Here is a 25994-nt window from a genome sequence, read left to right as displayed (position 1 = left end):
GCGTGCCAACGTCACGTCTCAAAGCGTCTGCCGACACAAGGTCACTCTCCGTAACATCACAACGTGGACGGCGTACGGATTCCGTCCCTGAGGGACTCGGCCGCGCGCGCGTACGCGTGCACCAAGGGGCGGCGGTCGTCGGCGCGCAGGGCCAGGACGAAGCGGCTGGGTGGGACGCCCTGGACGGGGCGGGTGACGACGCCGCCGAGGGTGACCAGCGGCACATTGCCCGCCGCGAGCAGCACGACGCCGAGTTCCGCGGCGAGCGCCTCGTACGTCTCCTCGGTACTGGCCACCTCCGCGCCGACGACTGCGGGTCGCCCGCCGCGGGACTCGGTGGCGAGCCAGTAGTCCCGCAGCGGCCCGGCGCTGTCGGGCAGCGCGAGGAACGGCTCGTCGAGGAGGTCGGTGAAGTCGACCGTGTCGCGGCCGGCCAGCGGATGCGTCTCGGCCATGGCGACCAGGCGGGGTTCCTCTGCGACCGGCACCCATCGGTAGCGCTCCTGGTCGGGCAGCGGCAGCCAGACGAACGCGACGTCGCTCGTGCCATCGGCGAGCCCCGCGGTCGAGTCGTCCCAGGTCACCTGCCGGACCCTCAACCGGGTGCCGGGATGCTCGGCGGTGAAGCGGGAGCGGATCGCCGGCAGCATGCCACCGCGCCCCGGGCTCGTGCTCATCCCCACCACGAGGTCCTTCGCCCGCTCGGCCACCACCTGGGCGACCGTCGCCTCGGCCGCCTCCCACTCGGCGACCATCCGCAGGGCGTGCGGCAGCAGCGCGGCGCCGACCTCGGTCAGCCGCACGGCACGCCGGTCGCGCTCGAACAGTGCGGCCCCCACCTGCTTCTCCAGCACCCTGATCTGCTTGCTCAGCGCGGGCTGCGAGACGTACAGGCGCTCCGCCGCACGCGTGAAGTGGAGCTCTTCGGCCACCGCCGTGAAGTACCTCAGGTCCCGCCCGTGAACGTCCATAACCATCGGCTATCACAGCAAATCTTGGACGGGCAACTGGATTGCACCGCAAGGTAGTTCACGGACGGGCCGCCGACAGCGGCGGCCCGCGGGCCGAGGGGGAACACCATGAACAGGGTTTGGCTGGTCACGGGAGCGAGCAGCGGGTTCGGCCGGGCCATCACCGAGGCGGCGGTGGCCGCGGGCGATGTCGTGGTGGCCGCCGCGCGGCGTACCGCGCCGCTCGACGACCTGGTCGCCGCACACCCGGACCAGGTGGAGACGCTGGCGCTGGATGTCACCGCGATCGACGACGTGCAGGCCGCGGTCGACGGCGTGGCCGCCCGGCACGGCCGGATCGACGTGCTGGTCAACAACGCCGGCCGCGGCATGGTCGGCGCGGTCGAGGAGGCCACGGACGCGGAGCTGCGGGACCTGATGGACCTGCACTTCTTCGGACCGGCCGCGCTCACCCGGGCCGTGCTGCCGCACATGCGCCGGCGCGGCTCCGGCACGATCGTCCAACTCACCAGCATGGGCGGGCGGTTCGCGTTCGCCGGGGTCGGCGCCTACTGCGCCACGAAGTTCGCCCTGGAAGGACTCTCCGAGGCGCTGGCCGCCGAGGTCGCGCCGCTCGGCATCCGGGTGCTGATCGTCGAGCCCGGCGCGTTCCGGACGGGCTTCGCGGGCTCCGCAGACCTGACGCCTGTAGCGACGCTGGAGGCGTACCAGGACACCGTGGGTCCCGTCCTGTCCGCACTGCCGGGCGGCAGCGGCCAGGAGCCGGGCGACCCGGCACGGGCCGCGGCCGCGATCCTGACCGCCGTGGACGCCGACGAGCCGCCGCTGCGCCTGCCGCTCGGCAATGACGCGGTCGACGCGATCACCGCCCAAGCCGACGGTTTCCGCGCCGAGTTGGCCGCCTGGGAGAAGCTCGCCCGCTCCACCGACTTCGAGTCGTGACGCGGCGCCCCCGACAGGACCTCAGCGCACGACGTCGAAGACGTTCTTCTGCAGCCCGTTCGCGTACGCCTCGTGCTCGACGAGCTTCAGGTGCTGGGTGTCCTTGTCGGTGGCGCTGAACAGTCGCTTGCCCGCGCCGAGCAGCAGCGGGAAGACCAGCAGGTGGTAGCGGTCGATGAGGCCCGCGTCCGAGAGGTTCTGGTTGAGGGTGGCGCTGCCGTGCATGATGATCGGGCCGCCCTCGGTCTCCTTCAGCGCGGCGACCTCGTCGAGCGAGCGCAGGATCGTCGTCTCGCCCCAACCGGAGACCAGGTCACCGGACTTGAGGGTGGTGGACACGACGTACTTGGGCATCGGCTTGTACTCGGCGAACTCCTCCATGCCGGGCCACACGGGGCTGAACGCCTCGTAGCTGACCCGGCCGAACAGCATCGCGGTGGCCTCGGTCTGCTCCCGGCCCTTGATCTCGAACGCCTCGGGCACGAAGTCGACGCCCTTGAAGGTCCACCCGGAGTTGCGGTAGCCGGGCTCGCCGCCCGGTGCCTCCACGACTCCGTCGAGGGACACGAAGGCCGTGCTGATCAGCGTACGCATGTCGGATCTCCCTGGTTTTTCACTCTTGTCGGTCGGCTGTGCACCAACCAACACTCATGGACCGGCGGATGTGGCAGAACTCATCGGTATACGGCGGGTCGCGGACCTCAATCGGTCACCCGGGGCGTCTCCGCGTCGACTCCCGCTCCCTCAAATGCGCCCGTGTGATGCGTGGCGCGACCGGCCGCGTACCGGCGATCAGGGCCTGAAGGATGTCCAGGAGCGCGCCCGAGCTGCCGACCGGGTCCAGTTCGAGCGCGGAGATGGTGGGACGGGCGTTGCGGGAGTGCTCGGAGTCGGAGCCCGCGGCCACCATCACCCGGCCGGGCACCGCGACCCCCTGGGCGACGAGTCCCTCCTGGACGCCCGCCGCGTGCCGGCCCGTCAGGCAGAAGACGGCGTCGGGCAGGCCATCGGCCGCGATCCGGCGCGCGAGGTCGACGCCGCCCTCGACGCCCGCCCGCTCGGCCAGTTCGTAGAGGCGGGCGGGCATGCTCCGCTGCGCGCACCACGCCCTGTACGCCGCTTCGTGCTCGTCGTTCCAGGCATTCGCGTCGGTCCCGCGGACGAGGGCGACGCCGCGGGCACCCCTGGCCTCCAGGTGGTCGAGAACCAGGCGGGCCGAGGCCGCGTCGTCCTCCGACGCCCAGTACGGGAAGTCGGGGCGGCCGGGGGCGCTGCCGTAGGTGACGTAGGGGATGCCGCGCTGGTCGAGGAGGGCGAGGACCGGGTCGTCGCGGTGCGGGTTGGTGACGATGTAACCGTCCATGGAGAACGTCAGGGGTGGCACCGGCGCCCGGGTCAGGTCGGGCACCAGCATCAGGCTCAGGCCGCGGGCGAGCGCCTGGGAGGCGGCGGCGCCGACGAACTTCTCGAAGACGTCGACGCCTTCGGGCTTGTAGTCGCCGAGCGCGTCGAGCGAGCGGAGCACGAGGCCGACCGCGCCCATCGTGGAGCTGCGCATGCCCCGAGCGAGCGCGTCGGCCGCGTAGCCCATCTCGTCGGCGACCTCGCGGATGCGCTCGCGGGTGGCGGCGCTGAGCGTGCCCTTGCCGTTGAGGGCGTGCGAGACGGCGGTGATCGACACACCGGCCCGGCGCGCCACGTCCTTGATGGTGATGCCTTGGGCGCGTGCCATGCCGCCGCCTCTCATGGTGGCCGATCGGTTTCGGCGAGGCATTGTATAAAACGTTTTACGTTCCTAGCGTGATCGGCGCCGCACCGACACATGGCCCCGTGGACGACACATCACCCCGTGGGCCCGGAAGGAACATTCGTGGATCTGCACACCCTGACCACCGACACCGTCGACCCGCGCGAGCGCGGCGCGCTGCTCGGCGGCCGGTTCGGCGGCGAGGTCCGCCGCGTGAGCGCGCTGTACCTGGAGCACTTCGCGGCGCTCGGCCTGCCCGCGACGCACGTGCGCGAACTCGCCGAGCGCAGCCACGAGGCGCTGCGTCAGTGGGCTCCAGGGCTCGCCGAGGAGTCGGACGCGTGCGCCGACGCGGCGGGCGTCGAACACTGGCAGGTCGCCGCCGTCGGCGCCCGCACGGAGATCCTCGCGCTGTGCCCACCGGCCGGTGAGGGTGAGTGCTCGACGGCCGTATACGCGCCCGGGGGTGCGGCCCCGCAGACCGTGCAGACGTGGGACTGGCACGAACTCCTCGTCCCCGACGCCCTGTTGCACGAGCTGACGCCTGCCGAGGGCCGCACGGTGAAGCTGTTCACCGAGTTCGGCGCCCCCGCCAAGATCGGGGTGAACGGCGCGGGCCTCGGCGTGCACTTCAACATCCTCTTCCACCGCGCCGACGGCGAGGGCGGCGGCGTCCCCGTGCACGCGGTCGCGCGCCGGGTCCTCGACGAGGCCGACAGCCTCGACCAGGCCGTGGAGATCGCCGGTTCGGCGCGGGTGACCGCGTCCACCTCGCTCACCGTCGTCACCGCCGAGGGCGCCGCGAGCCTCGAACTGTCCCCGCGCGGCCTCGCCGTGGTCCGGCCGGGCGAGGACGGCTGGCTGCTGCACACCAACCACTTCCTGGACCCGGAACTCGCGGCCGGTGATGTGTGCCCCGGTGACTCCTCGACGGCCGAGCGCCTCGCCCACCTGCGGGCGGTACGCGCCGCGCTGCCCGGGCTCGCGCCCGCCGAGCGGGCCTCGGCGCTGTGCGGGAGCGAGGGCGCCGACGCCGTCGTGTGCATGCGCCCTGACGCCGCGAAGCCCACGCACGAACAGTGGGGCACCCTCTTCACCGTCGGTCTCGATGTCGCGGGCGGCGCACTCGACTACGCGGTCGGCACCCCGGCCCACGCCGCCACCCAGGGCTTCAGCCACTTCTGACACCGCCCGCTCGGCGTCGCCGCGGCGGCGGCGCTCGTCCTGGCGGTGTGCGCGTGGGGGCTGCGGGAGACGTTCCGGGTGCCGGCGGCCGGGCTCGGAGAACGCAAGACTCGCACGTCGACCGAGTTCCGCAAAAGCCTTGCCAAACATTCCGCGCACCTGATCTCATGCTCAGCGATTGCCAACAGTCCAATTGTTGTCAATAGAACGGCCAGCGCGGACACGGCGAGTCCGATCGTGCCGGGAGCTACCTCCGGGACGACTACGTCGGCGACGTCGCCGCCTTCCACCACGATCTCGGTCTTGGAGCGGTGGCGGTGCTGGGCCACTCCTTGGGCGGCGTGAACGCCTATCAGTACGCCGCCCGGTGGCCGGAGCGGGTCTCGGCCCTGATCGTCGAGGACATCGGCGCGGTCGTGGACAGCGACTGGTCCTACACCTTGGACCTGCCCCGTCGTGCCTCGTCGCGCGAGGAGTTGGTGGAATCGCTGGGCTCGACGGCCGCCCACCTGGAGTGTTCCTTCCGCAACGCGGGCGACGGGTGGGAGTACTCGTTCGGCATCGAGGACACGGTGGCCTCCCAGAAGGCGCTCAACGGGCGGCACTGGCAGGACTGGACGGCGGTGGCCTGCTCCACTCTCCTGATCCGGGGAACACGCAGCGACGAGCTGGCTGCCGACCACGCCCGCGAGATGATCGTTCGGCACGCCGGCGGAGCTCGACTCGTCGAGCTGTCCGCCGGGCACGTGGTGCACCATGACGCCGCGGAGCAATTCGCCACCGCGGTCGAGGACTTCCTGTCCGCTCCCGGCTGAGTCCGGGACACCGGTCCCCCGCGGCGCCGCGCCTCTCCGGGTCACCCCGGCGAAGCCGACGCCGCGCGGTCGGCGGAGCGGTCAGTTGCCGCGTCGCGTCTTCAGTGCGTCCCTGAGAAGTTCCGCGAGGTGGCGCGGGCGGCGGTCGGACAGTTGGGTGATCTGGGTGCGGCAGCTGTAGCCGTCCGCGAGGACCACCGTGTCGTCGGGGACCTCGCGCAGGGCCGGGAGGAGGGCCTGTTCGCCGACCGCGACCGACACGTCGTAATGGCCTTCCTCGAAGCCGAAGTTGCCCGCGAGGCCGCAGCAGCCGGAGTCGAGGCGGCCGCTGTCCACGCCGACGCGGGCGAGCACCCGGTCCTCCGCCTTGCTGCCGAGGGTGGCGTGCTGGTGGCAGTGGGTCTGGGTCAGGGCGGTGACGTCGTCGAGGCGGCCGAAGTCGACGTCGGGGGCGCGCTGGTCCAGGAGTTCGGCGAGGGTCACGGTCTGGGCGGCGAGTCGCTTCGCGCGCGGGTCGTCCGGGAACAGCTCCGTGGCGTCCGTACGGAACAGGGAGGTGCAGCTGGGCTCCAGGCCGATGAGCGGCATGCCCTCCTGGAGGTAGGGGTCGACGGCCTTGAGGGTGCGTTCCAGCACCTTCTTGGCCATGTCGAGCTGGCCCGTGGTGTGCCAGGTGAGGCCGCAGCACAGGCGGTCGGGCGGCAGGACCACCTCGAAGCCGGCGTGTTCGAGGACGAGGACGGCCGCGCGACCCACCTCCGGGGACATGAACTCGGTGAAGGTGTCGGGCCACAGGAGGACCTTGCCCCGGCTGCCGGGCGCCGGCGCGTTCCGGCGCCTCTTGAAGCTCGTACGGAAGCGGCGGCCCGCGAAGGGCGGGACCGGGCGCTCCAGGGCGATGCCGCCCGCCTTCTTGAGGAGGGTGGCGGCCTTCTTGTTGCGCGTCACCGCGTTGACGAGGCCCGGCGCGAAGCCGGCGAGGTGCGACCACAGGGGCAGCCAGCCGAGTGCGTAGTGGGAGGCGGGGCGGCGCTTGCCCTTGTAGTGGTGGTGCAGGAACTCCGCCTTGTAGGAGGCCATGTCGACGCCCACGGGGCAGTCGCTCTTGCAGCCCTTGCAGGACAGGCAGAGGTCGAGGGCGTCCGCGGCCTCCTCGGACTGCCAGCCGTCGGTGATGACGTCGCCCTGCACCATTTCGTAGAGCACGCGTGCGCGCCCGCGCGTGGAGTCCTTCTCGTCCCCGGTGGCGCGGTAGCTCGGACACATCACGCCGCCGGACGCGGTGCGGCACTTGGCGATGCCGACGCAGCGGCGCAGCGCCTTGGACAGGTCGCCGCCGTCCTCTTCGAGGGCCAGGGTCGTCGTCAGGGAGAGCGTGGGGCGGTGGCCCGCCGTGATGCGCAGGCGCTCGTCGGCGGGGCGTGGGTGGACGAGGATGCCGGGATTGAGCCGGTTCTCCGGGTCCCAGACCGCCTTGAACTCGCTGAACGCCTGCACCGCCTCCTCGCTGTAGACCAGCGGCAGGAACTCGGCGCGGGCCTGGCCGTCGCCGTGCTCCCCGGAGAGCGTGCCGCCGTGCTTCGCGACCAGTTCGGCGGCGTCCTTCATGAACGTACGGAAGGTCCGCACGCCTTCGGCCGTCGCGTGGTCGAAGTCGATGCGGATGTGCACGCAGCCCTCGCCGAAGTGGCCGTACGGGGTGCCCTGGAGGCCATGGCTCTCAAGGAGTTGGGCCAGGTCGCGCAGGTAGTCGCCGAGGTGTTCGACGGGGACGGCGGAGTCCTCCCAGCCGGGCCAGGCCTCGGAGCCGTCGGGGGCGCGGGTGGCGAGGCCCGAGCTGTCCTCGCGGATGCGCCAGAGGGCGGCCTGTTCCTTGGGGTCCTGGACGAGACGGATGTCGACCGCTCCGGTGTCCTTCAACAGGGCCTCGGCGCGGGCTCGTTCAGCCGCCGGGTCGGGCGTCGGGTCCGTGTGGCCGATCTCGCACAGCAGCCAGCCGGCGCCCTCGGGGAGCATTTCCTCCGGGCGGGCGTCGGGGACGTTGCGGCGGAGCGCGGCGACCTGGTCGCCACCGAGTCCCTCGCAGGCGATGGGTTCGTGGCGCAGGACGTGGCGGGCGGCGTCGCCCGCGGCGGGCAGGTCGGAGAAGCCGAGGGCCACGAGGGTGCGGCGGGCCGGGAGGTCGACGAGCTTGACGGTGGCCGAGACGACGACCGCGCAGGTGCCTTCGGTGCCGACCAGCGCCGCCGCGAGGTCGAAGCCCTTCTCGGGCAGGAGGTGTTCGAGGCTGTAGCCGGACACTTGGCGGCGGAAGCGGCCGAACTCCGTGCGGAGCATGGCCAGATGCCGGTCGCGCAGGTCGCGCAGGCGGGCGTGGATCTCGCCGGTGCGACCGCCCTCGTCTATGACGTGCTGCAACTCGTCGGCGTCGAGGGAGCGCAGCCGGATGCGTTCGCCGTCGTAGGTGAGGACTTCGAGTTCGACGATGTTGTCGGCGGTGCGGCCCCAGGCCACCGAGTGGGTGCCGCAGGCGTTGTTGCCGATCATGCCGCCGATGGTGCAGCGGGCGTGCGTGGAGGGGTCGGGGCCGAAGCGCAGGCCGTGCGGTTTGCAGGCGTCCTGGAGGCGGTCGAGGACGACGCCGGGTTCGACGCGGGCGGTGTGCGCCTCGGCGTCGATGTCGAGGATGCGGTTCAGCGACCGGGAGGTGTCGATGACGACGCCGTCGCCGACAGCCTGTCCGGCGATGGAGGTGCCCGCGCCGCGCAGCGTGACGGCGACGTCGAGGCCGTGGCAGGCGGCGAGCGCGGCGGCCAGCTCGTCGGTGTCGGCGGGCAGCACGACGGCCGCGGGCACCTGCCGGTACACGGAGGCGTCCTGCGCGTACTCGGCGCGCCGCCGCTTCCCGAAGGCGACCTCGCCGTGCGGCACGGCCTCCCGCAGCGCGCGCTCCAGCTCCTGCAACGTCGCCGGGTCGGGTGCGTCCGGGCGGGGCGCGGCGGATCCGGTCGTGGCGACGGGGGCGGACATGGTGGCTCCTTCTGGCGGGCGGCGTGGTGCTGCTGGGGGTGAGGGTCTCAAGATCGCTGCGGCGGGGTGGCGGAATTGCGGGATCACGGGGTGGCGGGCGCCCGGCGCGAGGGGTGCGGCGGGCGCCCGGCGCGAGCGCGGGCGTGGTCGCCACGGCGCGGGCGAGGCTGGGTCGCCCCGGCGGAACGGAGCACCGGGGCCTCGACACGTGGACGGGGCGGGGCCTCGGGGACCGGACCGTGCCCCACCACCATCCGACACACCGTCGTCCGGCGGCACAGAGCACCGGGACCCCGGCACGTGGGCGGAGCGGGCCCTCCAGGACCGGACCGTGCCCCCACCACCATCCGACACACCGTCGTCCGGCGGCACAGAGCACCGGGACCCCGGCACGGGCCGGGGCATCCGAGACCCGGCCGTGCCCCCACCATCCTCTGACGCACTGTCGCCCCGACGCGGCGGCGGCCGGCCGGGGCGACAGTGGGCCTCAGGGGGCGACGTGGCCCCCGGTTCCCGCCGGAGGTGTCAGCCGAGGACCGCCGCGACCGACTCGCGCCACAGCCGCAGGCCCTCGTCGATGTCCTCGCCGTTCACGACGAGGGGCGGAATCATCCGGACGACCTGGCCCTGCGTGCCACAGGTGAGCAGCAGCAGACCGCGCTCGGACGCGGCGGCGTGCACACGGGCGGCGGTGGCGCCGTCCGGCTCGCCCTCGGCGTTGACGAACTCGATGCCCGCCATCAGGCCGAGGCCGCGCACGTCGCCGATGCCGCCCTGCCCGCCGACCGGGTAGGACTCGGCGACCTCGCGCAGCCCGGCGAAGAGCTGCGCGCCGCGCTCGGCGGCGTTCTCGACGAGCTTCTCCTCCTGGATGACGTCGAGCGTGGCGATGGCGGCGGCGCACGACACCGCGTTGCCGCCGTAGGTGCCGCCCTGCGAGCCGGGCCAGGCACGCGACATCAGTTCCTCGGACGCGGCGATCGCGGACAGCGGGAAGCCGCTGGCCAGGCCCTTGGCCGTGACGACGATGTCGGGATTGCCGTCGAAGTGGTCGTGGCCCCAGAACTTGCCGGTGCGGCCGAACCCGGTCTGCACCTCGTCGATGATCAGCAGGATGCCGTGCCGGTCCGCGCGCTCGCGCAGGCCACGCAGGAACGCCGTGTTGGCGGGTACGTAGCCGCCCTCGCCGAGGACCGGCTCCACGATGAACGCGGCGGTGTCGGCGGGCGTGGTGACGGTGGCGAGCAGCTGGTCCAGCTCGCGCAGCGCGAACTTGGTCGCGGTCTCCTCGTCCCAGCCGTAGTAGAAGCAGTTGGGAAACGGCGCGAGCGCGACGCCCGACATCAGCGGGCCGTAGCCGGAGCGGAACTTGGTGGCCGACGTGGTCATCGACGCGGCGGCGAGCGTGCGGCCGTGGAAGCCACCCTGGAAGGCGACGATGTTGGGCCGACCGGTGGCCTGCTTGGCGAGGCGCATCGCGGCCTCGACGGCCTCGGAACCAGAGTTGACGAAGAAGAGCGAGTCGAGCCCGTTCGGCAGCACCTCGCCCAGGCGCTCGCTGAGCGTGCGCAGCGGCTTGTGCATCACCGTCGTGTACTGGCCGTGGATGAGCTTGCCGACCTGCTCCTGCGCGGCGGCGACCACCTTGGGGTGGCAGTGCCCGGTGGACGTGACGCCGATGCCGGCGGTGAAGTCCAGGTGGGCGCGGCCGGACTCGTCGTAGAGACGGACGCCCTCGCCGCGTTCGGCCAGGACGGGGGTGGCCTGCTTGAGGACGGGGGACAAGGCACTCATGGACGACTCCTCGCTCGGTGACCGCGGTATGTCACGGATTTCGCGGATCTTCTACGGAGATCAACATCGGGCTGCGTCGTAGGATTGTCAACAACCTACACTCATGCAAGCATGCAATTCCGCGGCTGTCCACGAGTGAGCCGGGCCGGGAGTTCCAAACCACGGGAGTCGAAGTGAGTGCAGTGACCGAACAGCAGACAGACCGCGAGCGGACAGTCGTCGCGTCCGTGCCGGACGGACTGTTCATCGGCGGCAGCTGGCGCCCGGCCGCGTCCGGCGCCACCTTCGGCGTCGAGGACCCCTCCCTCGCCCGTGAGCTGCGCACCGTGGCCGACGCGGGCGCGGAGGACGCGCGCGCCGCGGCCGAGGCGGCGGGCGCCGCGCAGGAGTCCTGGGCCGCGACCGCCCCGCGCGAGCGCAGCGAGATCCTGCGCCGCGCCTTCGAGCTCATCATGCAGCGCCAGGACGAGCTGGCGCTCCTGATGACCCTCGAAATGGGCAAGCCGCTCGCGGAGGCGCGCGGCGAGGTGGCGTACGCCGCCGAGTTCTTCCGCTGGTTCGCCGAGGAGGCCGTCCGCATCGAGGGCGGCTACCAGGCCTCCCCCGACGGCAAGGACCGCTTCGTCGTCATGAAGCGCCCGGTCGGCCCGGTCCTGCTGATCACACCGTGGAACTTCCCCCTTGCGATGGGCACCCGCAAGATCGGCCCGGCGATCGCGGCGGGCTGCACCATGATCATCAAGCCCGCCGAGCAGACGCCGCTGACGATGCTGAAGCTCGCCGAGATCATGACCGAGGCGGGCGTGCCCGCGGGCGTGTTGAACGTGCTCACCACCTCCCGCCCAGGCGATGTCGTCGAGCCGCTGCTGCGCGGCGGCGTCATCCGAAAGCTGTCGTTCACGGGGTCGACGGCGGTGGGCCGCCTGCTCATCGAGCAGAGCGCCCAGCACGTGCTGCGGGTCTCGCTGGAGCTGGGCGGCAACGCGCCGTTCATCGTGTGCGAGGACGCCGACCTGGACAAGGCCGTCGAGGGCGCGCTGGCCGCCAAGATGCGCAACATCGGCGAGGCGTGCACGGCCGCGAACCGCCTGTACGTGCACGAGTCGGTGGCCGCCGAGTTCGCCGAGAAGCTCTCCGCGCGAATGGCCGCGCTCGCGGTCGGCCGCGGCACCGAGGACGGCGTCACGGTTGGACCGCTGATCGACGAGGACGGCCGCGGCAAGGTCGAGGAGCTGGTCGCCGACGCCGTCGAGCGCGGCGCGAAGGTCCTCACGGGCGGCGAACGTGCCGAGGGCGAGGGCTACTTCTACACCCCGACCGTCCTCACCGGCGTCTCCCCCGAATCCGCCCTGATGAGCCAGGAGATCTTCGGCCCGGTCGCCCCGATCCTCACCTTCACCGACGAGGACGAGGTCGTCGCCGCGGCCAACGACACCGAGTACGGCCTGGTCTCCTACCTGTTCACGGAGAACCTGGAGCGCGCCTTCCGGCTCTCCGAGCGCCTGGAGACCGGCATGGTCGGCCTCAACAAGGGCGTCGTCTCCAACCCCGCGGCCCCGTTCGGCGGTGTGAAGGCCTCGGGCCTCGGCCGTGAGGGCGGCCGGGTCGGCATCGACGAGTTCCTGGAGACGCGCTATCTGGCGATGCCGCTCGGCTGACGGACGGGCCCGACCGACCTACCTTTCCCCAACGTTGATCACCGATCAGACCGGAGCGACGACACTCATGGACCGTTTCATCGAGGTCTCCCTGCCCAAGCGCGGCGTCACCGCCACCGCCAAGCTGCTCGACGACCGCGCCCCGATCACCTGCGAGGCGATCTGGAACGCCCTGCCGCTGGGCAGCGACGTCTACCACGCGAAGTACGCGCGCAACGAGATCTACACGCTCGTACCGGCCTTCGCCCCGCAGGAGCCCCCGCTGGAGAACCCGACGATCACGCCGATCCCCGGCGACCTGTGCTACTTCACGTTCTCCAACACCCAGATGAGCACGGCCTCCTACGGTTACGAGGCCGCCGCCGAACAGCAGGGCAACCAGGCGGCGCACGCGGAGCGCGACATCGTCGTCGACCTCGCCCTGTTCTACGAGCGCAACAACCTCCTCATCAACGGCGACCAGGGCTGGGTCCCCGGCATCGTCTGGGGCACGATCACCGAGGGCCTCGACCGGCTCGCCGAGGCCTGCCAGGACCTGTGGCGGGCGGGGGCTGTCGGGGAGTCGCTGCAGTTCAAGCGCGCGGAGTAGACACCCGGGCAGAACCGAAAGGGGCGGGCCGGTCTTCCGGGGCCCGCCCCTTTCTCATGCCGCCGGGTCCCGGCTACAGCGGGTCCCCCAGAGGCCCGTACTCCCCCTCCAGGGCCTCCGCCCAGTGCGCTTCGAAATCCGGCTGCGTGCCGTCGGCGTCGGTGAACCCGTACTCCTTGTACAGACCCCAGGTGGCCAGCGCCTGCCCGGACTTGGCGATGACGTCGGGGTCGGCGGCGAGCGCGACGACGGCCCTGCCGAGGTAGGCCGGGGTCTCGGAGTAGGCGAAGTGCGGGTCGCGGGCGGCGCCCTCGCGCCAGTTGGCCTCGGTGACTCCGAAACCCTCCAGCATGGCCTCCGAGCGCAGGAATCCGGGCGTGACGGCGACGGCCGCGATGTCATGGGGCCGCAGTTCCTCGGCCTGGGCGACGGCGAGGCGGATGACCGCGGACTTCGCGAGGTCGTAGAAGAGCGTGCCCCGGTAGCGCGCGGTGTTGCCGTCCGTGACCTCCACGACGAGGCCGCTCTTGCGGGCGACCATGAGCGGCAGCGCGTACCGGATGGTGATGATGTGGGTCTCCACCGCCCGCCGCAGCAGTCGCAGACCCTTGTCCAGGTCCTGCTCCCACATGGGGTGGTCCCAGTCGGTCAACGAGTCGCCGCCCCATACCGAGTTGACCAGGATGTCGAGCCGCCCGTCCTGCTCCTCGTCGATCCGGTCGACGAGAGCCCGGACCTCCTCGGGGCGGCTGTGGTCGGTGCGGACGGGGATACCGAGGCCGCCCGCGGCGGTCACCAGCTCGGCCGTCCCCTCGATGGTCTCCGGGCGGTCCAGGTCGGAGCGTCCCTCCTTGCTGCTGCGGCCGGTGACGTACACCGTGGCGCCCGCGGCGCCGAGTTCGACGGCGATGCCGCGTCCGCCGCCCCTTGTGCCGCCGGCGACGAGGGCTGTGCGCCCCGCGAGTGGACGTGCATCGGTCGTCATGATTCCTCCGGATCGGTGGTGGCTGCGCCTGTCGGAAGATGCGGGGAGAGTACGGCGTCGAGCTCCTGACGAAGCCGCTGCCCGAGCGCGCCCTCCCGTTCGAGCGCCCAGGTCAGGCCCGCACCCGCGGTGATCGCCTGGATGGTGCGGGCGAGTGCGGTGGTGTCGGTCGCGGCCCGGAGTTCGCCCGTGCCTGCCGCCTCCGTCAGCAACTCCTCGATCAACCGCCCTTGCGTACGGTGGACGGCCAGCGCGCTCTCGTGCAGCTGAGGGTCGCCGAGGTCCATGCACAGGAATGCCAGGTGGTTGGCGAAGCGCTCCGGCGTGGCCAGCACGGCCGCCGACTCCACCGTCAGCTCCACCAGTGCCCCGAGCGCCGACGCGTGGGAGCCCCGTACGCGCTCGGCCCGGTCGCCGGCGTTCTTCTCGGACTGGTCGGCGAGCGCCAGGAGCAGACCGCGCTTGGACCCGAAGCGCTGCACCAGCGTGCCCGGCACGACGCCGACCTCGCGCGCCACGGCGGCCAAGGTGAGCCCCGCGGGTCCCTCCCGGCCCATGACCTCCGTGGTCGCCCGCAGAATCACCGCGTCCTCGACACCTCGGGGACGTGCCATCTCCGACACCCTCCATTAATAAATGCTCGTTCATTTATTAAAGCATGCGGGAGACGACCCCCGATAGCCCGCGGGAGCCGTCAGCAGTCGAAGACCGACCAGCAGATGTCGTTGCGCAACCGCTGGTCGTCCAGGACGAGGTCGCGAATGGCGTCCGGGAGCGCGGCCCGCTGCCGGCGGCACTCGGCCCGGCCCGCCTCCTCGGCCTCAGCCTTGGGCGCCGCCGCGCGCACAGCCTTGATCGCGTACGCCGCCGCGCCCAGTTCGTGCGCGGCGACGTGTGCGACGACCGCCGCCTGGCCCGCCGCGAAGGCTGCGTGCCGGGCGGCGCCGCTCAGCACCCGCGCCGCGGCCATGGCGTGACCGCCCGCCGAGCGGGAGTCGGACATCCTGATCTCACCGCGCGTCCACGCCCGGACCTGCTCGACGGCCTGCCGCGGCCGGAGGTCGTGCGGCTCCACCGCCTCGAACAGCGGCAGCACGGCCTCGGCGCAGTCGGCCGCCCAGAGGGCCAGGAGGTGATGGTCGTCGTCCGTGAGCGACCCTCCGCGGCGCAGCGTGATGAAGCGGGGGTCGCGGATCGTGGGCAGAATCACGGGGCAACACTACGGGCAGGACTGGCCGGTGGTCCGCCCCTCGACCCGCACCACCTCAGCCGACCGGTGCCGTGCCCACCACCCCGGAGCCGCGCAGCGCCGCGTGCAGCACCGCCGACGCGCGCAGCACCAGCTCGTCGCCGTGGCGCGCGGCGACCAGCTGCGCACCCACCGGCAGGCCCGCGCTCGTGACGCCGCAGGGCACCGTGGAGGCGGGCTGCTGCGTGAGGTTGAAGGGGTAGGTGAACGGGGTCCAGCCGGTCCACCGCTTGTGGCCGCTGCCGGCCGGCACCTCGACACCCGCCTCGAACGCCGGGATCGGCACCGCGGGCGTGAGCAGCAGGTCGTACGTCTCGTGGAAACGCCCCATGCGCACGCCGAGCGCCATGCGCGTGTCGACGGCGCCCAGATAGTCGAGCGCGCTCTTCGCGGCGCCCTCGCGGCACGCCTCCTGGAGCCCGGCGTCCAGTTGGGCGAACTGTTCGGGGCTCAGGTGCTCGACGACCTTGGCGGCGCCGGAGAACCAGAGCGTGTGGTACGCCTCCACGGGGTCGCCGAAGCCGGGGTCGGCCTCCTCGACATCCGCTCCGAGGTCGGCCAGGAGCCGGGCGACGGCGGCGACGCGCTCGGCGACCTGCGGGTCCACGGGGGCGCCCGCGAGGGTCGGCGCGTAGGCGATGCGCAGTCCGCGCAGGGAGCCGTCGGCGAGGGCCTCGGTGACGGCGGCGCGGTAGCCGTGGCGCGGCGCCTCCAGGGCCGACCAGTCGCGGCTGTCGAAGCCGGTCACGGCGTCCATCAGGAGGGCCGCGTCCTCCACGGTGCGGGTCATGGGGCCCGCGTGGGCGAGCGTGCCGAAGGGGCTCGCCGGGTAGAGCGGGATCCGCCCGTACGTGGGCTTCATACCGAAGATGCCGCAGAACGCGGCGGGGATCCGCACCGAGCCGCCGCCGTCCGTGCCGATGGACAGCGGGGCCATGCCCGCCGCGACGGCCGACGCGCTACCGCCCGAGGAGCCGCCCGCCGTGGTCGACGGGTCCCAGGGGTTGCGGGTGACCCCGGTCAGCGGGTTGTCGGTGACGCCCTTCCAGCCGAACTCAGGCGTCGTCGTCTTGCCGACGAACACGGCGCCCTGGTCCCGCATCCGGGCGACGCACGGCGCGTCCTCGTCCCACTCGCGGTCGGCCGCGATGGTCAGCGAGCCGCGCAGCGTGGGGTGGCCCTTGGTGAGCATCAGGTCCTTGATGGACGTCGGCACGCCGTCCAGGAGGCCGAGGCTCTCGCCGCGCCGGCGGCGCTCCTCGCTCGCCCGCGCCTGGGCCAGCGCCTCGTCGCGGTTCACCAGGCAGAACGCGTTGAGCTTGCTGTCGACGGCCTCGATGCGGTCGAGCACGGAGACCGTGGCCTCCACCGGGGAGAGGTCGCCGCTCTCGTACGCGGCGAGCAGTTCGGTGGCGGTCAGCGCGTACGGCTCCTGGGGAGCCGGGGTGCTCGCGTCGGGCGTGGCGGTCGCGTCGGTGGTGCTGGTCATCGGGTGCCCTCCTGTGCTGCGGACCGCGGGGCGTCCGCGACCGGTACGTAACCCAGTTCCTTGTCCACGACGTTGCGCAACGGGCGGCCCGCGCGCCAGCGCGTGAAGTTGTCGGCGAAGACCTCGGCGAGGTCGTCGAGCCAGGTGTCGGTGTCGGCCGACATGTGCGGGGAGACCAGCAGGTTCGGGGCATCCCACAGCGGGTTGTCGGCGGGCAGCGGCTCCTCGCGGAACACGTCGAGCGCCGCACCACCCAGTTGGCCCTCCTCCAGGGCGGTCAGGAGGTCCTTCTCGACGACCATCGGGCCGCGGCCCACGTTGACGAAGCGGGCGCCGCGCTTCATTCGGCCGAACGTGGCCGCGTCGAACAGGTCCTGGGTCTGTTCGGTGAGCGGCGCCGCGCAGACCACCCAGTCGGCCTGGGCGAGCAGGCCGTCGAGCTCGTCGAAGGCGTGCACCGTGCCGACCTCGGGGTCGCCCTCCCTGCGGGTGCGGCCGACCAGGTCCGTCTCGATACCGAGCGCGCGCAGCGTGCGCACGACGGCCCGGCCGATGGGCCCGCCGCCGAGCACGACGGCGCGCGTGCCCCAGACCCGCTGGGTGACCCGGTGCTGCCAGACGCGGCCCCGCTGGCGGTCGTAGGTGCCGGCGAAGTCCTTCGCGAGGGCGATGACCTGGCCCGCGACATACTCGGCGATGGGCTGTTCGAAGACGCCGCGCGAGTTCGTGAGGATCGCGTCGGAGTCGCGCAGGGCGGGGAACATCAACCGGTCGACTCCGGCGCTCGCGGTGTGCACCCAGCGCGGACCGCCCCGTTCGGGCCAGGCGCCGGGCAGCGCCTCGGTGCCGAACTCCCACACCAACAGCGCGTCGGCGTGCGGCAGTTCGGCGGCGAGCCGGTCCTCGGGGATGCAGACGAGCTCGGCGTGGGCGGCCACCTCCTCCAGGCCGTTCGGCCGGTGGTCGGCGAGCACCAGGACGCGGGATTTCTCGGTCTTCGGCACGGCGGTCCTTCTGGTCGCGCGACGGAGGCGGCGACGGTTGGAGCGGACGGTATGCGAGGTGCGGTTGGAGGGTTGACCATGGAGGAACGAAAGCCCCGTGAGGGCTGGGGAAGGGCCATCCCCTGGGCTGAATTCCCCGGCTCTTTACCGAGGCTTTCACCACGACGAACGAGCCGCCCCGCGTAGGGGATTGACACGCTAAGCAGCCGATCTTTACGTTGTCAACAATCTACAGGCGAACCGCGGACCCACTCTGCTACCCGTGACCCGCCCGGCAAAACACCGCTCCCCTCGCACCACCTGCCATCTCACGTCCACCTCAGGCGTACGGACCCTGTCCCGCACGCGTGCAGCCACGAAGGGGCCCTGCATTGGACATCACGACCTTCGGCGGACCCGTCCCCCAGCTCGGCATCGGCGTAGTCGCCCCGTTCGACTTCGCGCTCGATCGTGAGCTGTGGCGCTGGACCCCCGAGGAGATCTCCCTCCACCTGACCCGCACCCCGTACGTTCCCGTGGAGGTCAGCGTGGACATGGCTCGCTTGATCAGCGAGCACGAGACCCTGCACAACGCCGTCATGGCGCTCGACGCGGTACGCCCCGCGTCCTACGCGTACGCCTGCACATCCGGCAGCTTCGTCGGCGGCACCGCACACGAACGCGCGATGTGCGTGTCCATGAGCGGAGCGGGCGGCGGCGCGCCGTCCGTGACCACGTCCGGGGCGCTCCTGGAGGCCCTCGGTGAGCTGGGAGCGCGCCGGGTCAGCGTCATCACGCCGTACACGGCGTCCCTGACGGACTCGCTCGCCGACTTCATGGGCGAGGCGGGCGTGGAGGTGGTCGGGCGCCAGTACATGGGCCTGACCGGGGAGATCTGGAAGGTCGGCTATCGCAACGTGGTGGAACTGGCCCGCTCGGCGGACCTGACCCACGCGGACTGCCTCTTCATCAGCTGCACCAATCTGGCGACGTACGACGTGATCCCGCAGCTGGAGGCGGAGCTCAGGATCCCGGTGATCTCCGCGAACCAGGTCACGATGTGGTCCGCGCTGCGGCACGCGGGCGCCCGCGCGGCGGGTGACTACCAGTCGCTGATCGACCCGGCGGCCCGCGCGGCGCTCGCGCCCTACCAGGGCCGGGGCATCGCCCCGCCGCCGCCCGCCGCCGCGGCGGCCGTCGTACGGGAGGCCGCCGACTGGGAGCAGATCGCCGCCCCCGAGGCGACCGCGGCCGCTCCCCCGGACGAACCGGCCGCGGACCTCGACCTCGGCTGAGCAGCCCCTGAGCAGCGCCACACCGTGGCGCTGCCGCTCTTCACACTGTCAACAATCTACATTTGACCGGATCCCCGGTACACTGCCTGCACGAAAGGACATCAGACGTATGAGCGAGATGACCACCCGAGTCGGGTTCCTGTACCCCGGTTACTCCGCTGAGGACGACTATCCGCGCCTCGAGCGGATGATCGGCGGCGGCGCCCGGCTCACGCTCGTCCACACGGACATCGGCGTGGACGCGCACCGGGTGGACGACCTCCTGGAGATGGGTTCCACGCACCGCCTCAAGGCGGCGCTGGGTGAGCTGCTCGCCCAGCCGCAGGACGTGGTCGTCTGGGCGTGCACCAGCGCCAGCTTCATCTTCGGCCCCGAGGGAGCCCGCAAGCAGGTCACCGAGCTCGCCGAGGCGGCGGGCCTGCCGGTCGAGCGGGCCTCCTCGACGTCCTTCGCCTTCGCGCACGCCGTGCAGGCGCTCGGGGTGCGCCGCCTGGCCATCGCCGCGACGTACCCGGACGATGTGGCGGGCTACTTCGTCCGGTTCCTGGAGCACCACGGCTCCGAGGTCGTCTCGGTGTCGGGGCAGGGCATCATCACCGCCGCCGAGGTCGGCACGCTCGGCCGCGAGCAGGTCATCGAGCTGGCGCGGGAGAACGACCACCCGTACGCCGAGGCGATCCTGCTGCCGGACACGGCGCTGCACAGCGCCGCCTGGCTCGACGACCTGGAGGAGGCCGTCGGCAAGCCCGTCCTGACGGCCAACCAGGTCACCGCCTGGGAGGGACTGCGGCTCGCGGGCGACGGGACGCCCCGCGAGGGTCTCGGCTCGCTGTTCCGGCTCTCCCGCACCCCCCATTCGCCGACACCCGCGACCGCCTGAAGCGGCGGCCGCGCCGATCAGAGGACCGAACTGAATATGGCCACTGCGAAGACACTGCGACCGGTCAAGCGTGAACCCGCGGCGACCGTCATCGCCGCCCAGCTCACCGAAGCGATCATGGACGGCACCCTGGCGCCCGGCACCCAGCTGGGCGAGGCCGAGCTGGCGGGCCAGCTCGGCGTCAGCCGGGGCCCGCTGCGAGAGGCGCTGCAACGCCTCGTGCAGCAGGGCATCGCCGTCAGCGCACCGCATCGCGGCGTCTTCGTGACCCGCCTCGACGAGGACGACGTGCGCGACATCTATCTGGCGCGCACGGCCATGGAGTCCGCGGCCTGCCGCCTCGTCCTTCAGCACGACCCGCAGACCACCGCGGACCACCTGGAGAAGGCGCACCGCCGGATGGAGTCGGCGGCCCGACGCGGCAACGACGCGGCGCTGAGCGCCGCCGACATGGACTTCCACCAGGTGCTGGTCGCGGAGTCCGGCAGCCCGCGCCTGCAGCGCATCGCGCAGACCCTGTTCGTGGAGACCCGGATGTGCCTGTCGGTCCTCACCGACGACCACCCCGACCCGGACGCACTGGTCGAGGAGCACGCGGAGCTGATCCGGGCGATGCGCGCCGAGGACGAGGAGCGCCTCCTCACGCTCCTTGACGCGCACATGCAGGACGCGGTCAACCGGCTCACCGGCGGGGCGGTGCAGGCCGCGGCCGAACCTGACGCGGTGGCGGGCTGACCGCAGCACGCGCATACGAGGAGGGCCCCGGCGATATGTCGCCGGGGCCCTCCTCGTATGCGCGTGCATGCCCTGCCGCTTGTCGGAAATCCGTGAATCCGGGCACCCCCGCATCGGTTTTCCGGGGTTCGGCGACCCTGGCTGGCCTCGATGCCGCCCGAGGACGGAGGGTGCTCCAGGTCGGAAAGTCGAGCGCGGCGCCCTGCGCCGCAGGAGAGGGTCTTCGTGAACGTGGCGACAACGGCGAACGGAATACAGGAGCGGCGGGCCGTCACCCTCGTCATGGCCTGTGTCGGGGTGTTCGTCGCCTATCTGCCGGTGACCTCCGTATCGGTGAGTCTCCCGGCGATCCAGCGCGCGCTGGGAGCGTCGACATCCGAGCTGTCCTGGGTGTCCGACGCGTTCGTCCTGCCGATGGCGGCGCTCATCCTCACGGCGGGCGTGTTCGGCGATGTGCACGGACGCAAGAAGGTGTTCCAGGCGGGCCTGGCGTTCACCGCCATCGGCGCCGCGACGGCGCTGTGCGCGCAGTCGGTCGAGGTGGTGTGGGCCGGTCAGGCGCTGGCCGGGATCGGCGCGGCCGCCCTGCTGCCGACGACGCTCGCCATGATCAGCCAGGCGGTTCCCGACCCGCGGGAACGCGGCAAGTTCGTCGGCCTGTGGGCCTCGTCGCTGATGGCCGCGCTGGCGGTCGGCCCGCTGATCTCGGGCGTGATCCTGGCCCACCAGGAGTGGCGCTGGATCTATCTGCCGTCCATACCGGTGGCGCTGCTGGCCATGGCGGTCGCCGCCCGGCTGGTCACGGACTCCCGCGCCCCGCATGCCCGGGCGCTCGACTGGCCGGGGCAGATCACCGCCACGGTCGCGATCACGGCGCTCGTGTACGGGGTGATCGAGGGCGGCGCCGGCGACTTCACGGACACCCGCGTGCTGGTGGCCCTCGGGCTCGCCGTGGTCGGCCTGATCGCCTTCGTCGTCTTCGAACGGCGCAGCGCCAGTCCGATGCTCGACCTGAAGCTCTTCCGCAGCGCCGGATTCAGCGCGACGAGCCTGATCGCGATGATCACCTTCATGGGGCTCATCGGGTTCTTCTTCGTGCTCAGCCTCTACTTCGGGATGGTGCAGCACCTCGACACCCTCGACGCCGGGTACCGGCTGCTGATGGTGACGGGGGTGTGCTTCCTCGTCGGCCCGCCGGCCGGGCGTGTGATGCACCGGATCTCGCCCCGTGTACTGATCAGTGTCGGCCTGCTGTGCACGGCGGGCGCGCTGTTCTCGCTGACGTCGCTGACCGCCGACACCTCGTTCGGCCCGATGACCTGGCGTCTCGCCCTGCTCGGGCTCGGCATGGGTCTCGTCGTCACCCCCATGACGGCGACCGCCGTGTCGTCCGTGCCGCACCACTTGGCGGGCATGGCCGCGGCGGGCAACAACGCGCTGCGGCAGGTGGGCGGCGCGCTCGGTCCCGCGATCCTCGGCGCGCTCCTCACGTCGAAGTCCACCGGTTCGCTGGGCGAGCACCTGGCGGATGCCGGGGTCACCGGGTCCGCGGCGGAGCGGATCGTCGGTGCGGCCGAGGCGCAGGGGCTCGGGGCGGTCGCCCAGCTGGACCTCGGGGCGCAGCGGGGGCGGGCGCTCGGCGCGCTGTCCGAGTCGTTCCTCGACGGGATGCAGCTGTGCCTGATCGTGGCCGGTTCGCTGGCGGTGCTCGCGGCGCTGGTCGGCGCGGTGCTGCTGCGGCGCCCGAAAGCGGCTCCCCGGCCGACACCCGCGCCCGAGACGGTGGAGGTGGAGACCGCCGCCGCGGAGGCGCCCGCGCTCTCCGGCACCGTGTGCGACGCGTCGGGCACGGGACTCGCCGGTGCCGTGCTCACCCTCATCTCGCCCACCGGCCGGCAGCTCGCCCGCGCCGTCGCCGGGGCCGACGGGCACTACCGCGTGACCGTTCCCGGTCCCGGCGCCCATGTGCTGATCACGACGGCGGACGGCCACCACCCGCACGCGACGAACCTCGTGCTCGCCGACCGCCCGACGGAGCACGACATCCTGCTCTCCGGTGCGGGCAGCATGACCGGCAAGGTCGTCGGCGCCGACGACGCCCTCCCCGTCGCCCACGCCGTCGTCACGGTGACGGACGCCCGCGGCGACGTCCTGGCGACCGGCACCACCGACGCCTCGGGGAGCTACGTCTTCGGTGACATCGCCGAGGGCGAGATCACGATCTCCGTGGCCGCCGAGGGGTTCCGGCCCACCGCCGTCGCGGCGCGGGCCACCAGGTCCGCCACCGTCCAGCCGGACATCGCGCTGCGGCCGGGCGTGCGTCTTGAGGGCCGGATCCGTACGAAGGCGGAGCTGCGGCCGCTGTCCGACGCGCGCGTGACGCTCCTCGACGCGGCCGGGAACGTGGTGGGCACCTCGACCACCGGCTCGGACGGCGCGTACGCCTTCGGTGATCTGGACGCGGGCGAGTACTCACTGGTCGCCAGCGGCTACCCGGCCTCGACGCGGTCGATTTCCGTGAACGGCCGCGCGGTGGAGGCCCTCGACCTGGACCTCGCGCACCCGCACGGCTGAGGGGAACGTGACGAGCCCGGGACCGCGTCGGCGGTCCCGGGCTCGCGCGTTTTCCGAAGGCGCCGCCGCACGCCGCCCCGCCCGGCTCCTTTACGATCACGCGTAAGCCCACACGCACCCGACAACGCCCCCGGAGCCGCACGTGCTCGACGCACTCGACCTGCAGTTGCTGCAGGCGCTGCAGCTAGACGGGCGGGCCCCGTTCAGCCGGATCGCGGCCGTGCTCGGCGTCTCCGACCAGACCGTCGCCCGGCGCTTTCGCCGGCTGCGCCAGAGCGTGGGCCTGCGGGTCATCGGCGTCACCGACGAGGCGCTGCTCGGGCGCAGCAGCTGGCTGGTCCGGCTGCGCTGCGCCCCGGACGGCGCGGAGCAGTTGGCGGGGGCTCTGGCGCGGCGCCCGGACACGTCGTACGTGGGACTGCTCTCGGGCGGAACGGAAGTGCTGACCTCGATCAAGCCGCGCGGCGGTCAGGAGGACGAGCTCCTGCTGGCCCGTCTCCAGCGCACACCGCTCGTCACCTCGGCCACCGCGCAGTGCGTGCTGCACCCCTTCTACGGCGGCCCGGTCGGCTGGCTCAACAAGATCAACGCGCTGGACGCGGAGCAGGAGGCGGCGCTGCGGGCGCCGTCCGCCGAACCCTCCGCTCCCCCGCCGGTCCCCGACGAGGTCGACGAGACGCTCCTCGCGCTGCTGCGCCGGGACGGCCGGGTGGCGCTCACCGAACTCCAGGCAGCCACCGGGCAGTCGGAGTCGGTCGTCAAGCGCCGTCTGGACCGGCTGCGGGCGAGCGGCGTCCTCTACTTCGACGTGCAGCACACCCACGAACCGCTCGGCCGCGCCGTGATGGCGGCGCTGTGGCTGACCGTCGTCCCGTCCGCGCTCGCCTCCGTGGGCGAGTCGCTCGCGGCGCACCCCGAGGTGCGGTTCGCCGCGGCGGTGACCGGGGTGGCCGGGGTGTTCGCCGCGACCGTGCACCGCGACACCCGCGAGCTGTACACGTACGTGAGCGAGGCCGTCGGGGCGCTCGACGGCGTGCGGTCCGTGGAGAGCGCCCTGTTCGTACGTCAGGTCAAGCAGCTCACGTACGAGCCGGGGCGCTGACCTCCCGCGTGGCGCGCCCGCCGACGGTGACCAGCACGAGGCAGCCGAGGGCGACGAGGGCGACCGCGGCGAGCATCACCGAGTAGGGCAGCCACGCCGACAGCGTCGCGAGGACGGTGGGCAGCAGGAAGCCGGCGTAGGCGAGCGTGTAGTAGATGCCGGTCAGGCCCGCGAGGTCGTCGGGCCCCGCCATCCGCTGGATCTCCAGGAGCCCGGAGACGACGGCGATGCCGTATCCGGCGCCGAGCGCGACGGCGGCGGCCCCGGCCAACCAGGGCGACAGCACGGCGGCGTTGACCGCGCACAGTACGGTGCCGAGGAGCATCACGGACATGGCGGCGACCGGTGCCCGGCCGCCGCGCGCACGGGCGTCGAGCCACTTGGCCAGCGGCTGCACCGCGGCGCCGGTCCCCAGGGTCAGGACCGTGAGCGCGGTCGCGTAGGCGAGGCCCCAGTGCCCGACCCGGTTGTCGACGAGCTCGGGCATGACGGCGTAGGCGAGTCCGGCGGCGCCGAACACCCAGGGCGCCATCGGGACGACCACCCAGCGGAAGCGGCGGCGGGCGGGAGCGGGGATGCGCAGGTCCGCGGCGAGTGCGCGGAGCAGGTCGCGCAGCGAGCCCGCCGCGCCGCGCACCGCGGTCCGCGTCTCCGGGATGCGCAGCAGGAGCACCGGGACCGCGGCGGTGAGCACGATGTGGACGACGTACGGCGTCACCATCGGCCAGGGGCCCCACTGGGCGAGGGCGCCGGCGACGCCCGCACCGAGGCCGAAACCGGCCGTCTGGCACAGGGAGGCGCGGCGCGCTGCGGCACCGGCGTCCGCGCCGGTCGACAGTTCCTTGACCCAGCTGCTGCCCACCGCCATGGCGATGCCGACGGCGACGCCGGTCATCAGACGGCCCACGTAGATGGGCCAGGCGCTGTGTTCGCCGAAGCACAGGACGAGGCTCGCGAGGATGGAGGCGACGGTACCGGCGATCATCACGGGGCGTCGTCCGCGCCGGTCGGATATCGGCCCGGCGAGCAGCAGTCCGGGGACCAGGCCGACGACATAGGCGCCGAGGAAGGCGTCGACGCTGAGCGTCGAATAGCCGCCGAGCTCGCGGTACATGAGCAGGAGCGGCGTGAACTGGTTGCCGCCCCAGCCGCAGACGAACATCGCCGCGGCGACGGTCCGCCACTGGCCGGGGCGTACGGAAGCAGCCGATGCGGCCGGCTGCTGGGTGGTGTGCGTGTCGAGCATCGTGAGGGCAGGGCTCTTTCAGGGGTGGAGGGGTGCGGGGTCGTTCAGTGCTGGGGGCCGTGCGTCGTGGCGAGGTGCGTGCGCAGTGCCTCGGCGAAGGCGGCGTCGTCCCGGGCGCTCAGGTGGTCGAGGAGCGCCTCGTGCTCTTCGGCGAGGCCGGGGAGCCGCTCGGGGCGGTGGCCGAGCGCGGAGACGCTCATGCGGCGTTGCCGGTCGCCGAGGGTCTCGTAGAAGCGGGCGGCGATCGCGTTGCCCGAGGCCTCGACGACACCCCGGTGGAATGCCTCGTCGGCGACGGCGAAGGCACGTACGTCCCCCACCCCCGCCAACTCCCGCTGGCGGGCGACGAGTTCACGCAGCCGCTCCTCGTGCTCGGCGGTGAGCCCCACGCGCGCGATGCGTTCGGCGGCGGACTGCTCCACGGCCTGCCGCATCTCCAGCACGTCCGCCGCTTCCCCCGGCGGGACGGGCACGACGACGGCGCCGCGCTTGGGGTGCAGCGTCAGCAGTTCCTCGGACTCCAGCCGCAGGAACGCCTCCCGTACGGGGGTCCGGCTCACTTGCACCCGCTCGGCGATCTCGCCCTCGCTGATGAGGCTGCCACCGGGCAGTTCACCGGTGAGGATCAGCTCCTTGGTGACGGCGTAGACGGTGGTGGCCGCCGACGTCGGTTTCGTCTGGCGAGGCTGGGTCCGGGGCATGTGCTGGACCCTAGCAGGCATAGA

At 72.5% G+C, this 25994-nt stretch carries 21 protein-coding genes and 1 pseudogene; 10 read left to right on the top strand and 12 right to left on the bottom strand.

Features of this window, described 5'->3' with window-relative positions:
* Nucleotides 1–56: 56 nt before the first annotated feature.
* Nucleotides 57–977 carry a LysR substrate-binding domain-containing protein gene (locus tag ACIA8D_RS08665; RefSeq protein WP_399230031.1) on the bottom strand — a complete coding sequence of 307 codons (921 nt, stop codon included), beginning with the start codon at nt 975–977 and terminating at the stop codon, nt 57–59.
* Nucleotides 978–1079: 102 nt separating this feature from the next.
* Between ACIA8D_RS08665 and ACIA8D_RS08660 the strand changes: the two genes are divergently transcribed.
* Nucleotides 1080–1913, top strand: coding sequence for an oxidoreductase (locus ACIA8D_RS08660; protein ID WP_399230030.1), 834 nt, complete (start codon nt 1080–1082; stop codon nt 1911–1913).
* Nucleotides 1914–1934: 21 nt separating this feature from the next.
* On the opposite strand, the gene ACIA8D_RS08655 is transcribed toward ACIA8D_RS08660, so the two are convergent.
* Nucleotides 1935–2507: a dihydrofolate reductase family protein gene (locus ACIA8D_RS08655; RefSeq protein WP_399230029.1), complete on the bottom strand. Its 573-nt coding sequence runs from the start codon at nt 2505–2507 to the stop codon at nt 1935–1937.
* A 115-nt stretch (nt 2508–2622) separates the two neighbouring features.
* Complete coding sequence (locus ACIA8D_RS08650) at nt 2623–3645, bottom strand: LacI family DNA-binding transcriptional regulator (RefSeq protein WP_399230028.1); 1023 nt, start codon at nt 3643–3645, stop codon at nt 2623–2625.
* Between the two features lie 138 nt (nt 3646–3783).
* On the opposite strand from ACIA8D_RS08650, the gene ACIA8D_RS08645 reads away from it, so the two are divergent.
* Both ACIA8D_RS08645 and ACIA8D_RS08640 read left to right on the top strand, forming a co-directional pair.
* The gene (locus ACIA8D_RS08645) at nt 3784–4845 is read left to right on the top strand and encodes a C45 family autoproteolytic acyltransferase/hydolase (protein ID WP_399230027.1); all 1062 of its coding nucleotides are present in this window, start codon (nt 3784–3786) and stop codon (nt 4843–4845) included.
* Between the two features lie 224 nt (nt 4846–5069).
* Nucleotides 5070–5660 (top strand): annotated as a pseudogene (locus ACIA8D_RS08640) (alpha/beta fold hydrolase); the annotation flags it as partial.
* An 81-nt stretch (nt 5661–5741) separates the two neighbouring features.
* Here ACIA8D_RS08640 and ACIA8D_RS08635 read toward each other — a convergent pair.
* Both ACIA8D_RS08635 and ACIA8D_RS08630 read right to left on the bottom strand, forming a co-directional pair.
* Complete coding sequence (locus tag ACIA8D_RS08635; RefSeq protein WP_399230026.1) at nt 5742–8690, bottom strand: FAD-binding and (Fe-S)-binding domain-containing protein; 2949 nt, start codon at nt 8688–8690, stop codon at nt 5742–5744.
* Between the two features lie 525 nt (nt 8691–9215).
* The gene (locus ACIA8D_RS08630) at nt 9216–10484 is read right to left on the bottom strand and encodes an aspartate aminotransferase family protein (RefSeq protein WP_399230024.1); all 1269 of its coding nucleotides are present in this window, start codon (nt 10482–10484) and stop codon (nt 9216–9218) included.
* Nucleotides 10485–10657: 173 nt separating this feature from the next.
* Between ACIA8D_RS08630 and ACIA8D_RS08625 the strand changes: the two genes are divergently transcribed.
* Together ACIA8D_RS08625 and ACIA8D_RS08620 are read left to right on the top strand one after the other, a co-directional pair.
* Entirely contained in the window at nt 10658–12142 is a 1485-nt protein-coding gene (locus ACIA8D_RS08625) for an NAD-dependent succinate-semialdehyde dehydrogenase (protein WP_399230022.1), read from the top strand.
* A gap of 67 nt (nt 12143–12209) precedes the next feature.
* Nucleotides 12210–12731, top strand: coding sequence for a DUF3830 family protein (locus ACIA8D_RS08620; protein WP_399230020.1), 522 nt, complete (start codon nt 12210–12212; stop codon nt 12729–12731).
* A gap of 73 nt (nt 12732–12804) precedes the next feature.
* Here the strand turns inward: ACIA8D_RS08620 and ACIA8D_RS08615 are convergent, their stop codons facing one another.
* From ACIA8D_RS08615 to ACIA8D_RS08595, 5 genes are all read right to left on the bottom strand, one after another.
* Nucleotides 12805–13716, bottom strand: a complete 912-nt coding sequence (locus ACIA8D_RS08615) for an SDR family oxidoreductase (RefSeq protein WP_399230018.1) — start codon at nt 13714–13716, stop codon at nt 12805–12807.
* Nucleotides 13713–14330: a TetR/AcrR family transcriptional regulator gene (locus ACIA8D_RS08610; RefSeq protein ID WP_399230016.1), complete on the bottom strand. Its 618-nt coding sequence runs from the start codon at nt 14328–14330 to the stop codon at nt 13713–13715. Before ACIA8D_RS08610 ends, ACIA8D_RS08615 begins: the two co-directional genes overlap by 4 nt.
* A gap of 80 nt (nt 14331–14410) precedes the next feature.
* Nucleotides 14411–14926: a putative immunity protein gene (locus ACIA8D_RS08605; protein WP_399230015.1), complete on the bottom strand. Its 516-nt coding sequence runs from the start codon at nt 14924–14926 to the stop codon at nt 14411–14413.
* Nucleotides 14927–14981: 55 nt separating this feature from the next.
* Nucleotides 14982–16454 (bottom strand): amidase, encoded by a 1473-nt coding sequence (locus ACIA8D_RS08600; protein WP_399230013.1) that lies wholly within the window; start codon nt 16452–16454, stop codon nt 14982–14984.
* Nucleotides 16451–17458 (bottom strand): D-2-hydroxyacid dehydrogenase, encoded by a 1008-nt coding sequence (locus ACIA8D_RS08595; RefSeq protein WP_399230011.1) that lies wholly within the window; start codon nt 17456–17458, stop codon nt 16451–16453. Before ACIA8D_RS08595 ends, ACIA8D_RS08600 begins: the two co-directional genes overlap by 4 nt.
* A gap of 371 nt (nt 17459–17829) precedes the next feature.
* Here ACIA8D_RS08595 and ACIA8D_RS08590 point away from each other — a divergent pair, with 371 nt between their 5' ends.
* The 5 genes from ACIA8D_RS08590 to ACIA8D_RS08570 all read left to right on the top strand — a co-directional run bounded on the left by ACIA8D_RS08590 (nt 17830) and on the right by ACIA8D_RS08570 (nt 24023).
* Entirely contained in the window at nt 17830–18732 is a 903-nt protein-coding gene (locus ACIA8D_RS08590; protein ID WP_399230010.1) for a decarboxylase, read from the top strand.
* A gap of 118 nt (nt 18733–18850) precedes the next feature.
* Complete coding sequence (locus ACIA8D_RS08585; protein ID WP_399230187.1) at nt 18851–19612, top strand: decarboxylase; 762 nt, start codon at nt 18851–18853, stop codon at nt 19610–19612.
* A gap of 36 nt (nt 19613–19648) precedes the next feature.
* Entirely contained in the window at nt 19649–20347 is a 699-nt protein-coding gene (locus tag ACIA8D_RS08580; RefSeq protein ID WP_399230008.1) for a GntR family transcriptional regulator, read from the top strand.
* A 225-nt stretch (nt 20348–20572) separates the two neighbouring features.
* Entirely contained in the window at nt 20573–22921 is a 2349-nt protein-coding gene (locus tag ACIA8D_RS08575) for a DHA2 family efflux MFS transporter permease subunit (RefSeq protein WP_399230007.1), read from the top strand.
* Nucleotides 22922–23063: 142 nt separating this feature from the next.
* Nucleotides 23064–24023, top strand: coding sequence for an Lrp/AsnC family transcriptional regulator (locus ACIA8D_RS08570; protein ID WP_399230006.1), 960 nt, complete (start codon nt 23064–23066; stop codon nt 24021–24023).
* Here ACIA8D_RS08570 and ACIA8D_RS08565 read toward each other — a convergent pair.
* Together ACIA8D_RS08565 and ACIA8D_RS08560 are read right to left on the bottom strand one after the other, a co-directional pair.
* Entirely contained in the window at nt 24001–25269 is a 1269-nt protein-coding gene (locus ACIA8D_RS08565) for an MFS transporter (RefSeq protein ID WP_399230004.1), read from the bottom strand. The genes ACIA8D_RS08570 and ACIA8D_RS08565 overlap by 23 nt on opposite strands.
* A 44-nt stretch (nt 25270–25313) precedes the next feature.
* Entirely contained in the window at nt 25314–25970 is a 657-nt protein-coding gene (locus tag ACIA8D_RS08560) for a GntR family transcriptional regulator (protein WP_399230002.1), read from the bottom strand.
* Nucleotides 25971–25994 lie beyond the last annotated feature (24 nt).

Origin of the sequence: Streptomyces sp. NPDC051684 (assembly GCF_044453445.1) — a bacterium.
GTDB lineage: Bacteria > Actinomycetota > Actinomycetes > Streptomycetales > Streptomycetaceae > Streptomyces.
This window is presented reverse-complemented; position numbering and strand designations above follow the sequence as displayed.

Excerpts from the sequence above, each read along its gene's own strand:
- ACIA8D_RS08560 (WP_399230002.1), bottom strand. The coding sequence starts at position 25,970 with ATGCCCCGGACCCAGCCTCGCCAGACGAAACCGACGTCGGCGGCCACC.
- ACIA8D_RS08580 (WP_399230008.1), top strand. The coding sequence starts at position 19,649 with ATGGCCACTGCGAAGACACTGCGACCGGTCAAGCGTGAACCCGCGGCG.
- ACIA8D_RS08610 (WP_399230016.1), bottom strand. The coding sequence starts at position 14,330 with ATGGCACGTCCCCGAGGTGTCGAGGACGCGGTGATTCTGCGGGCGACC.
- ACIA8D_RS08615 (WP_399230018.1), bottom strand. The coding sequence starts at position 13,716 with ATGACGACCGATGCACGTCCACTCGCGGGGCGCACAGCCCTCGTCGCC.
- ACIA8D_RS08650 (WP_399230028.1), bottom strand. The coding sequence starts at position 3,645 with ATGGCACGCGCCCAAGGCATCACCATCAAGGACGTGGCGCGCCGGGCC.
- ACIA8D_RS08585 (WP_399230187.1), top strand. The coding sequence starts at position 18,851 with ATGACCACCCGAGTCGGGTTCCTGTACCCCGGTTACTCCGCTGAGGAC.
- ACIA8D_RS08620 (WP_399230020.1), top strand. The coding sequence starts at position 12,210 with ATGGACCGTTTCATCGAGGTCTCCCTGCCCAAGCGCGGCGTCACCGCC.
- ACIA8D_RS08665 (WP_399230031.1), bottom strand. The coding sequence starts at position 977 with ATGGTTATGGACGTTCACGGGCGGGACCTGAGGTACTTCACGGCGGTG.
- ACIA8D_RS08655 (WP_399230029.1), bottom strand. The coding sequence starts at position 2,507 with ATGCGTACGCTGATCAGCACGGCCTTCGTGTCCCTCGACGGAGTCGTG.
- ACIA8D_RS08600 (WP_399230013.1), bottom strand. The coding sequence starts at position 16,454 with ATGACCAGCACCACCGACGCGACCGCCACGCCCGACGCGAGCACCCCG.
- ACIA8D_RS08565 (WP_399230004.1), bottom strand. The coding sequence starts at position 25,269 with ATGCTCGACACGCACACCACCCAGCAGCCGGCCGCATCGGCTGCTTCC.
- ACIA8D_RS08630 (WP_399230024.1), bottom strand. The coding sequence starts at position 10,484 with ATGAGTGCCTTGTCCCCCGTCCTCAAGCAGGCCACCCCCGTCCTGGCC.
- ACIA8D_RS08635 (WP_399230026.1), bottom strand. The coding sequence starts at position 8,690 with ATGTCCGCCCCCGTCGCCACGACCGGATCCGCCGCGCCCCGCCCGGAC.
- ACIA8D_RS08660 (WP_399230030.1), top strand. The coding sequence starts at position 1,080 with ATGAACAGGGTTTGGCTGGTCACGGGAGCGAGCAGCGGGTTCGGCCGG.